Below are 10,248 nucleotides of genomic sequence, written 5' to 3'. Positions count from 1 at the left end.
CGTCCTTTTTGGACGGGCGGGACGCCCATCCCACTTTCAAGAGTGGAAGTTATTTAATTCTCATTCCTTATACCACTATTTGATATGCGGTAATTCCTTACAGAAAAATACAAAAAAATCCCCCGCTAGAAGGCGGGGGATTTCATTTAATTACCTAGAAACCAGAGTTCAGAGTTACCCGAATTTCCCGGCCGTCGAGGCAATTACAAAGGCCGCGTAAGTGAGGACGTTGCCCACAGTAAAGTGAACTAAGCCAACCAAACGACCTTGGACGATGGACAAAGCAACAGGCTTGTCTTTCCAGCGAACCAAGTTAGCCAAAGGAGTGCGCTCGTGAGCCCAAACCAAAGTCTCGATCAACTCTTGCCAGTAACCTCTCCAAGAGATCAGGAACATGAAACCAGTTGCCCAAACAAGGTGTCCGAATAAGAACATCCAAGACCAGACAGACAAGTTGTTAGTACCATACGGGTTGTAACCGTTGATCAACTGAGCGGAATACAGCCAGAGGTAATCGCGGAACCAGCCCATCAGGTAGGTAGAAGACTCATTGAACTGAGCCACGTTACCTTGCCAGATGCCCAGGTGCTTCCAGTGCCAGTAGAACGTTACCCAAGCTAGGGTGTTCAACATCCAGAATACAGACAGGTACATCGCGTCCCAAGCAGAGATGTCGCAAGTACCGCCACGGCCGGGGCCGTCGCAAGGGAAAGCATAACCGAAGTCTTTTTTGTCCGGCATCAGCTTAGAACCGCGTGCATCCAGAGCGCCCTTGACCAAGATCAAGGTGGTGGTGTGCAAGCCTAGTGCGATCGCGTGGTGAACCAAGAAATCGCCAGGTCCGATCGCCAAGAACAGAGAATTAGTACCGTTGTTAATCGCGTCCAACCAGCCTGGCAGCCATACGTTGCCGTAGTTCGGCCAAGCGGTAGAAGCAATGCTGTCTGGGTTAGACAACAGCACGTCCATGCCGTAGAGAGCTTTTCCGTGAGCAGCTTGGATGAACTGTGCGAACACTGGTTCAATCAAGATTTGCTTTTCAGGAGTTCCGAAAGCAACTACAACGTCATTGTGAACGTACAGTCCCAGAGTGTGGAAGCCCAAGAACAGCGACACCCAGCTCAAGTGAGAGATAATCGCTTCTTTGTGCTGCAACACCCGATCGAGCACGTTGCCTTTATTTGCTTCAGGATCGTAGTCCCGCACCAAGAAGATAGCTCCGTGGGCGAAAGCGCCGACCATGATGAATCCAGCAATGTACTGGTGGTGCGTATACAGCGCAGCCTGAGTCGTGAAGTCCTTAGCTATGAAAGCGTAGGGAGGCATCGCGTACATGTGCTGTGCTACCAGGGAGGTAATTACGCCCAAAGCAGCGAGGTGAAATGCCAGTTGGAAGTGCAGCGAGTTGTTGTAGGTTTCATACAAGCCTTGGTGAGGCAAGTTGAACTGCCCTTCACTCTTGCCGCCGACCAAACCAGCCTTAGAATCCAACATCTCTTTGATGCTGTGACCGATACCGAAGTTAGTCCGGTACATATGACCGGCAACGATAAACAGAACTGCGATCGCCAAGTGGTGGTGAGCGATGTCTGTCAGCCACAGGGATTCTGTTTGAGGGTGGAAGCCACCCAAGAAAGTCAGAATTGCGGTTCCCGCGCCTTCGGAAGTACCGAAGACATGGTTTGCTGCATCTGGATTCTCGGCGTATACGCCCCAGTTACCGCTGAAGAACGGACCCAAACCAGCCGGGTGAGGCGGGGTTGACAGGAAGTTGTCCCAACCTACGTGCTGTCCGCGAGATTCGGGGATAGCAACGTGAACCAGGTGACCAGTCCAAGCCAAAGAGCTGACACCGAACAAACCAGCCAAGTGGTGGTTGAGGCGAGATTCAGCATTTTTGAACCAAGACAAGCTGGGGCGGTACTTGGGTTGGAGGTGCAACCAACCTGCGAACAGGAAGACAGCGGCCAGCAGCAACAAGAAGATAGCTCCTTGATACAGGTCGGCATTTGTCCGAATCCCTTGGGTGAACCACCAGTGGTAGACACCCGAGTAAGAGATATCCACTGGGTTAGAAGCGCCCCCTTGAGTGAAAGCTTCTACGGCAGGAGCGCCAAATTGCGGGTCCCAAATCGCGTGAGCGATCGGGCGGACGTTTAGGGGGTCTTTAATCCACTGTTCAAAGTTACCTTGCCATGCTACGTGGAACAGGCTGCCCGAAGTCCACAAGAAAATGATTGCTACGTGGCCGAAGTGAGAAGCAAAAATCTTTTGGTAAAGATTTTCTTCGGTCATGCCGTCGTGGCTTTCAAAGTCGTGCGCTGTGGCAATCCCGTACCAGATCCGCCTTGTGGTCGGGTCTTGGGCAAGGTCTTGGCTAAATTTTGGAAATTTCGTTGCCATAAGCCTTGATTAATCCTGAATCCTGAACAAAATTGAAGGGATTCGGTTCGGAGTTTGGATTCAGAGTTTGAGATTCCTCCCAAATCCCGAATCCAAAACCTAGGGGTAGTTTACCCTACCGAAATGATTCGCGCTAGGAAAAATGCCCACGTAGTGACAATTCCTCCCAGGAGGTAGTGAGCTACACCCACAGCCCGACCCTGAATAATGCTCAGAGCGCGAGGCTGAATCGAGGGAGCTACCTTTAGCTTGTTGTGAGCCCAAACAATGGATTCAATCAGTTCTTGCCAGTAGCCGCGACCGCTGAACAGGAACATCAAGCTGAAGGCGAACACAAAGTGTCCGGCTAGGAACATCAGACCGTAGGCCGACAGTGCCGAACCGTAGGACTGAATTACCTGAGAAGCTTGCGCCCAGAGGAAGTCCCGCAGCCAGCCGTTAATCGTGATCGCACTTTGTGCGAAGTTGCCGCCAGTTATGTGAGAAATTGTGCCGTCTGGCGATACTGTTCCCCACACGTCCGACTGCATTTTCCAGCTAAAGTGGAAAATCACGATCGAGATGGAGTTGTACATCCAGAACAAGCCTAGGAACACGTGATCCCAACCTGAAACTTGGCAGGTGCCGCCACGGCCCGGGCCGTCGCAAGGGAACCGGAAGCCCAAGTTGCCTTTGTCAGGAACCAAGCGAGAACTGCGTGCAAACAACACGCCCTTCAAGAGAATCAGGACTGTAACGTGAATCGTGAAAGCGTGGATGTGGTGGATCATGAAATCCGCCGTACCCAACTCGATCGGCATCATCGCTACTTTGCCCGCGACTACTACTGCACCGCCGCCAAAAGCGTGGCTGACGACTTCCGTAGCATTAGGCGCTGTTGTGCCCGGAGCCAAGGTGTGGATGTTTTGGATCCACTGGGCAAATATCGGACGCAACTGAATCCCGGTATCCGAGAACAAATCTTGAGGACGACCGAAAGCCCGCATCGTGTCGTTGTGAACGTACAGACCGAAGCTGTGGAAGCCCAAGAATATACAAACCCAGTTCAGGTGGGAAATGATCGCATCTCTATGACGGATCACGCGATCGAGCAGGTTATTAACGTTGCCGCTCGGTTCGTAGTCCCGAACCATGAAGATTGCTCCGTGAGCGGCTGCTCCAACAATCAGGAATCCGCCGATCCACATGTGGTGGGTGAAGATGGACAACTGAGTCGGGTAGTCGGTCGCGATGTAGGGGTAGGGAGGCATCGCGTACATGTGCTGAGCCACGATGATGCTCAGAGAGCCCATCAGTGCCAAGTTAATGGACAGTTGCGCGTGCCAAGAATTTGTCAGGATTTCGTAGAGACCTTTGTGACCTTCACCAGTGAAGGGGCCTTTGTGGTTCTCTAGGATTTCTTTCATGCTGTGGCCGATGCCCCAGTTCGTGCGGTACATATGACCAGCAACGATGAACAGCACTGCCAAAGCTAAGTGGTGGTGTGCTGTATCGGTCAACCACAGACCGCCCGTCGTCGGGTTCAGACCGCCTTTGAAGGTCAGGAAGTCTGTGTATGCGCCCCAGTTGAGGGTGAAGAAGGGGGTTAAACCTTTAGCGAAACTCGGGTAGATGTCAGCCATCAAGCCCGGTGTCAAAATCCACTCGTGCGGCAGGGGGATGTCGGCAACTGTTTTGATCAGCTTGCCGCCGACTGTCAGCGGTGCACCTGCATCGATCGCGTCCATGCAAGCGTTGATCGGCAGTGAAACGTGAATCTGCTGTCCCGCGTAGCCCAAGCACCCGCAGCCTAACAAAACTGCCAAGTGGTGGTTCATCATCGATTCCACGTTCTGGAACCATTCCAGTTTCGGAGCGCGGACGTGATAGTGGAACCAACCGGCAAACAGCATCAAAGCTGCCATTACCAGGGCGCCGATCGCAGTGCAATATAGCTGGTATGAGTTAGTGATGCCATTGGCGCGCCACAGTTGGAATAGACCAGAGGTGATCTGAATCCCGTGAAACCCGCCGCCTACATCTGCATTTAAAATTTCTTGACCAAAAATCGGCCAGACCACTTGAGCGCTGGGCTTGATGGCTGTAGGATTTGTCAGCCAAGCTTCGTAATTTGAAAATTTAGCGCCGTGGAAATATGCGCCACTCAACCATACGAAGATTACTGCCAAGTGGCCGAAGTGAGCGCTAAAGATTTTGCGCGAAACGTCTTCTAAGTCACTTGTATGACTGTCAAAGTCGTGAGCGTTAGCGTGGAGGTTCCAAATCCAAGTGGTGGTTTTTGGCCCTTTAGCTAGAGTGCGATCGAAATGACCTGGTTTTGACCACTTCTCGAAAGAAGTTGGAACCGGATTCTTATCGACTACTACCCTAACTTTTGCCTCTCGCTCTGGAGGACTAATGGTCATGAAGACTCTCCTCTCGGTAAGACAAGGAACGAGAACTGAATACTGTACCTGACACTCCCCGCGCTTTATTAGGCGGGGGATTCTCGGGAAAGCCGACACTGCTTGCACTTCACTCTTTGCAGAGTTAGACGCAGGTGCATCGTCTACCCAAGCATTTTACTTCTTTGAAGAAGCCAGTTCCCCAGTGTCGCTAACAATATCCCTGGGTACTGCCAACTCTTCTCACCAGATGAGCCGCCGATCGCGTTCCTGACTTAGGTTTGATACGGCTGCTCCTTTTGAGGGAGTTTTATGAATTATAAGCTTGCTAGACAAGTATTAATCGCTTGTTAACAATACTTAAAAAAGCCTCTCTTCTTGATGTAATAACCCTTTTAATTTCCACATACCCTTTAAAAAGTCAAGGGGTATTGCCATTAACTTTACAAAACTAAAAGATAAGGTAATCGAGGAATACTCATTTGTAGAGAGATGTTTAGGAAAACGGCTGCGGGATTTATGAGTCCCAGAGGAGAGGTGGCGCGCTCAGCCTCAATCCGGGCCGGGTCCGGGTCTGGCTCTTGTCCGATCGGCAATTCCCCAATACTCTATTCAGTTTTGGGCTATAGTTCCCTATGAGAAGGCTTCTAGGAGTATGGTTGCGTGATAGGGATCAATTGGCACAGAACAGTTCCGGGCAGGCTGCTGGCATTGTTCGCAGCAGCAGTAGTAATTTTGGGTTTAGCAAGTTGTGGCGCGGGCCATCCCGAAATGCCCAAATCAGGGAACAAGAGCGGCTCAGAGCCCGCCCTGGTAAATAGAATTTCAGAGGTTTCTCCCCCAGAAGCCATTCAAAAACTGCGTAAGGCTCTAGAAATCTACCAGCCTCAAATTAGTATTTTGTATCCATTACCTGACCAAGTGCTTCAGGATATAGACGTGTCTGTTCAGTTCCAAGTTAAAGGCTTGCCCATTTTCAAAGATGCAAACTTGGGTTTGGGTCCCCATCTGCAAGTTTTATTAGACAACCAACCTTATGCAGCAGTTTACGACATCAACCAACCTTTAACGCTGTCCGACTTAGAACCAGGAACCCATACCCTGCAGGTGTTCGCCACGCGCCCTTGGGAAGAAAGCTTTAAAAACGAAGGTGCCGCCGCCCAAACCACCTTTCACATTTTTACCAAAACAGACGACAACAATCCCGATCGAACATTACCCCTATTAACGTACAACAGCCCCCAAGGGAGCTACGGGGAACAACCCATCCTGCTCGACTTTTACTTGACAAATGCCCCCCCGCACCAAGTGGCCCAAGAAAATTCCCAAGATGAAATTCTCGATTGGAAAATTCGAGCCACAGTCAACGGCGAAAGCTTTGCGATCGACCAGTGGCAACCTATATATCTTAAAGGATTCAAACCAGGGAAAAACTGGGTAAAGCTAGAATTAATCGACGAACGGGGAAATATCGTCAAAAACGCCTTTAATAATACAGTTAGACTGATAAATTACCAACCGCTCGGCCAAGATACTCTTTCAAAATTAGTGCGGGGCGAACTAACAGCAGCAGAAGCTCGCGGTATAGTCGATCGCACCTACCAAGCCCCCGCTCCTCCACCAACCCCAACCCCCGAAGCGAAACCCACACCTGCATTAGAAAAAACACCTATTAGCGAGCCCACACCTGCAGTTCCAGAAACCCCAGTTACCCAACCTAGCTTAGAGCCAACAGTTAGTCCAGAAGTTGCTCCCGTTCAAGTAATAGAACCGACACCAACAGCAACTCCACAGGTAGAAACCCCAAAAATTGTGGCTCCCGTTCAAGTAATAGAACCGACACCAACAGCAACTCCACAGGTAGAAACCCCAAAAATTGTGGCTCCCGTTAAAATAATAGAACCGACACCAACAGCAACTCCACAGGTAGAAACCCCAAAAATTGTGGCTCCCGTTAAAATAATAGAACCGACACCAACAGCATCCCCCCAAACAAATAAACAGGAATATAAAGGATACTACAATCGGTTCCGCAACTTTTTGCGTCTAGATCCCGAACCTGCTACTCCTTCAGAGCCGCCAACCCTGCCAGAAATAACAGGAAAAGCTCCAGTACCAAAAGTAGTCACTCCTGCGATACCAGAACAGTCTCCCAATCTTGTACCGCCAACGCCACCAGTGGCCGCTGAAAATCCCACCCAGCCAACCACCGAATTAGCAGCTCCCGAACCAACAGTTTCCCAACCAGAAAATCAGCCAAAATCTGAACAAAAAGTTGAATTTGCCACCTAACAAAAACATTCTGCATTCATCTGCGTTCATCCGCGTAAATCCGCCTACATCTGCGGTCAAAACTCAAAAATTAGGACCCTAAAAAATGACCTACCTCGAAACAGCAGCCAAATTCTACAGCGATGTTGCCCAAACCCCCCAACTCGGACTTTGCTGCGTCCAAAGCAGTCCCTTGCAATTGCCAGGATTAAAAATTCCCCAACAAATGCAAGAAATGAATTACGGCTGCGGCACAACCGTTCACGCCACCGAACTTATCGGCAATCCATTCGTACTTTATGTAGGCGTCGGCGGCGGCTTGGAAGCACTACAATTTGCATATTTTTCTAGACACCAAGGAGCGATTATTGCCGTCGATCCGGTTCCAGCAATGCGAGAGGCGGCTGCACGAAACTTGCAAATGGCAGCCCACGAAAATGATTGGTTTGATGCGAGTTTTGTGGAAATTTGTGAAGGCAATGCTTTTGCGTTGCCTGTGCCAGATGCTTCTGTAGATGTTGTCGCACAAAATTGCTTATTTAATATATTTGAACCTGCGGATTTAGCTAAAGCATTAAAAGAGGCTTATCGGGTATTAAAACCGGGTGGCAGGTTGTTGATGAGCGATCCGATCGCAAGTGAGCCAATACCTCCGCATTTGAAGCAAGACGAACGCTTGCGCGCCCTGTGTTTGTCCGGTGCTCTGACATACCCAGAATACGTTCAACACCTTGTAGACGTAGGCTTTGGCCAAGTGGAAGTGAGAGCGAGAAGGCCTTACCGATTGCTGGACAAACACAATTATCAATTGGATGCGGATTTGCTGTTATACAGCCTTGATTCGGTGTCTTTCAAAGTGGATGTACCGGAGGATGGAGCTTGCATTTTCACGGGCAAGACGGCGATTTATCGGGGGATGGAAGAGCTATTTGATGACGGGGCAGGTCACGTTTTGCAGCGGGGAGTTCCGGCTGCTGTCTGCGATAAAACTGCTGGGAAGTTGGGGGAATTAATGCCCGATAAGGTGTTGATTACTGATTCGACTTGGCATTATAGCGGCGGCGGTTGCTGTTAATTTTTGGGAATGGGGAGGTAGCGTTCACCGCAGAGATAGCTGCCTCTTTGAACTCTTTCTGCTGATAGTTATCTCTGCACAGTGCCTCAGAAAAATTATCAGAGTAGTTATGGTCTGAGTATTTTCGGTGTGTTAAAGAAGGAGAGCTTCTAGGTGAGTATGAAAAATATTTTTTGCGAAGGACATCAAGAGCGTGAAATACTAAATCTCATCCTGTCATCCCTAGATAATATCATTGACGATAGAGGATTTGAGGCAGTCATTTATGAAATGTTGCAGAAGATTACTCTAAAAACAGGAGAATTGTTGAATGCAGATAGAGCCACAATTTTTCTATTAGATGAAGAGCAGAATGAACTCTGGGCAATTGTAGCCAAAGATGAAAATGGCAAAAATTTAGAAATTCGTGTTCCTGCAACTGTAGGAATCCTAGGGGAAGTCGCCACCTTCAAAAAAGTTGTAAATATTCCCTATGACTTTTATGATGATCCACGTTCTGTCAATGCCAAAAAGTTTGGTGAAAGAATATGTTACCGCACCTATTCGCTACTGGCTATGCCCTTGTTAAATGAGGAAACAGGCGAGTTAATCGCGGTAGTTCAACTCATTAATAAACTCAGACCCAACCACCAAGATTATGGTACTTTAGAGGAACAGACTGACAAGGTAGGGTTTACTCAAGCAGACGAACAAGTTTTTCAAGAATTTGCCCCGTCGATGCGCCGAATTCTAGAGTCTTCTCAATCTTTATACGCAGCAACTCAAAGACAACGGGCCGCGACAGCGCTGAGGGAGGCCGTCAGCGCTCTTTCTCAGAGCAGTCTAGACTTAGATGATACCGTGAAGCTGGTGATGGATCGGGCCCAAGAACTGATGCAAGCCGATCGCAGTACCTTGTGGGTGATCGACGGAGATAAAGACGAACTCTGGACGAAAATCCCGATCGGCGGCAACCTTAAAGAACTTCGCATACCCAGAACCGCCGGTTGGCCAGGCATCGTCGCCCAATCGGGGGAACCCCTGGTGATACCCTTTGACCTGTACGACGACCCCCGCGCCGCTTTTGGCAGACAAATCGACCAGAAAACTGGCTACCGCACTTGCAGTATGCTGTGTATGCCAGTATTTAATTCAGACCGAAAATTGATTGGCGTCACCCAATTAGTTAATAAAAAACGAAAAGGAGAATTCCCCCCCTACAATCCGGACGATTGGCCGCAGGTCCCGGAACAGTGGAAAGCGAGTTTCAGTCAAACCGACATGGAATTTATGAAGGTGTTTAACATCCAAGCCGGAGTCGCCCTGCAAAACGCGATGCTGTTTGCGGAGGTCAAACAACAAGAAACCAGACATAAAGATATAGTGCGATCGCTCCCTAACGGTGTCATCTCCACAGATAAAAAAGGTAAGATTATTACCGCTAACGAGCGGGCTAAAAAATTGCTAGGTTCTAGGGAGGGAGAAGTCGTAGAGGGTGTATCTTTGGGTGATTTAATTAAAATCGAGAATGAGAGTTTTCGTCAATGGTTAAACAGTGCTTTGTCACCCCAAAGCGATCGAGATAGAGAGCAATATTACCCCGATCGCGTCCTATTGCCTTTGCAAGGAGAACCGCAGAATATCGATCTGTGGGTTAACTCAATGACAGACGCGATCGACCCGAATAAAATTAACGGTGTATTGGTTATTTTGGCAAATAACAGCAGGGAAAACCCGGAGAAAATTTGAATAATTAAGTTGGTAAACCTGATTTAACTGATGTTTATAATTGCGCTCTTTGTGCACCTATGGCAATTATAAAGATCGCAATTATAACAGGACTTACACAGCTACACTACATAACATAGGTGGTGCCTTACGCGACGCTAATACACCCTACAGATAGAAGCTTTGGATAAGTCCTCTAGATTGTCGGTAAAAAAGGATATATAGCAAGTCTATTTGAGTCATGAATGTAGAACTACCTGAAACGCTTGTGATCGTTGAATCCATTGTTTACAAATCAAATGGTTTTGCTATATTGAGTATTTATACGCAAAAAGGAGAGTGAGATGCAATCGAGTCAAGGACGGACGCATCCCTCGCCCCCCTCTTGTGGCACCGGCGTCTCGCCTG

5 protein-coding genes are annotated in these 10,248 nt (G+C 48.9%); 3 read left to right on the top strand and 2 right to left on the bottom strand.

What is annotated here, in order from left to right; all coding sequences use genetic code 11:
* Window positions 1–174: 174 nt before the first annotated feature.
* Window positions 175–2,403, bottom strand: coding sequence for a photosystem I core protein PsaB (psaB, locus tag QUB56_RS19565; RefSeq protein WP_332957412.1), 2,229 nt, complete (start codon window positions 2,401–2,403; stop codon window positions 175–177).
* A gap of 110 nt (window positions 2,404–2,513) precedes the next feature.
* Window positions 2,514–4,808, bottom strand: a complete 2,295-nt coding sequence (gene psaA, locus QUB56_RS19560) for a photosystem I core protein PsaA (protein WP_332957411.1) — start codon at window positions 4,806–4,808, stop codon at window positions 2,514–2,516.
* Between the two features lie 642 nt (window positions 4,809–5,450).
* On the opposite strand from psaA, the gene QUB56_RS19555 reads away from it, so the two are divergent.
* From QUB56_RS19555 to QUB56_RS19545, 3 genes are all read left to right on the top strand, one after another.
* Complete coding sequence (locus QUB56_RS19555) at window positions 5,451–7,079, top strand: hypothetical protein (RefSeq protein ID WP_332957410.1); 1,629 nt, start codon at window positions 5,451–5,453, stop codon at window positions 7,077–7,079.
* An 85-nt stretch (window positions 7,080–7,164) separates the two neighbouring features.
* Window positions 7,165–8,133, top strand: a complete 969-nt coding sequence (arsM, locus tag QUB56_RS19550) for an arsenosugar biosynthesis arsenite methyltransferase ArsM (RefSeq protein WP_332957408.1) — start codon at window positions 7,165–7,167, stop codon at window positions 8,131–8,133.
* Between the two features lie 159 nt (window positions 8,134–8,292).
* The gene (locus QUB56_RS19545; RefSeq protein ID WP_332957407.1) at window positions 8,293–9,861 is read left to right on the top strand and encodes a GAF domain-containing protein; all 1,569 of its coding nucleotides are present in this window, start codon (window positions 8,293–8,295) and stop codon (window positions 9,859–9,861) included.
* Window positions 9,862–10,248 lie beyond the last annotated feature (387 nt).

The organism is Microcoleus sp. AR_TQ3_B6, assembly GCF_036702785.1.
Classification (GTDB): domain Bacteria; phylum Cyanobacteriota; class Cyanobacteriia; order Cyanobacteriales; family Microcoleaceae; genus Microcoleus.
Note: the sequence above shows the minus strand (reverse complement) of the source record. Positions and strands in the feature narration are given on the sequence as shown.

Bases quoted from the DNA above. Each gene is read 5' to 3' on its own strand.
- psaB (WP_332957412.1), bottom strand. From the start codon at position 2,403: ATGGCAACGAAATTTCCAAAATTTAGCCAAGACCTTGCCCAAGACCCG.
- psaA (WP_332957411.1), bottom strand. From the start codon at position 4,808: ATGACCATTAGTCCTCCAGAGCGAGAGGCAAAAGTTAGGGTAGTAGTC.
- arsM (WP_332957408.1), top strand. From the start codon at position 7,165: ATGACCTACCTCGAAACAGCAGCCAAATTCTACAGCGATGTTGCCCAA.
- QUB56_RS19545 (WP_332957407.1), top strand. From the start codon at position 8,293: ATGAAAAATATTTTTTGCGAAGGACATCAAGAGCGTGAAATACTAAAT.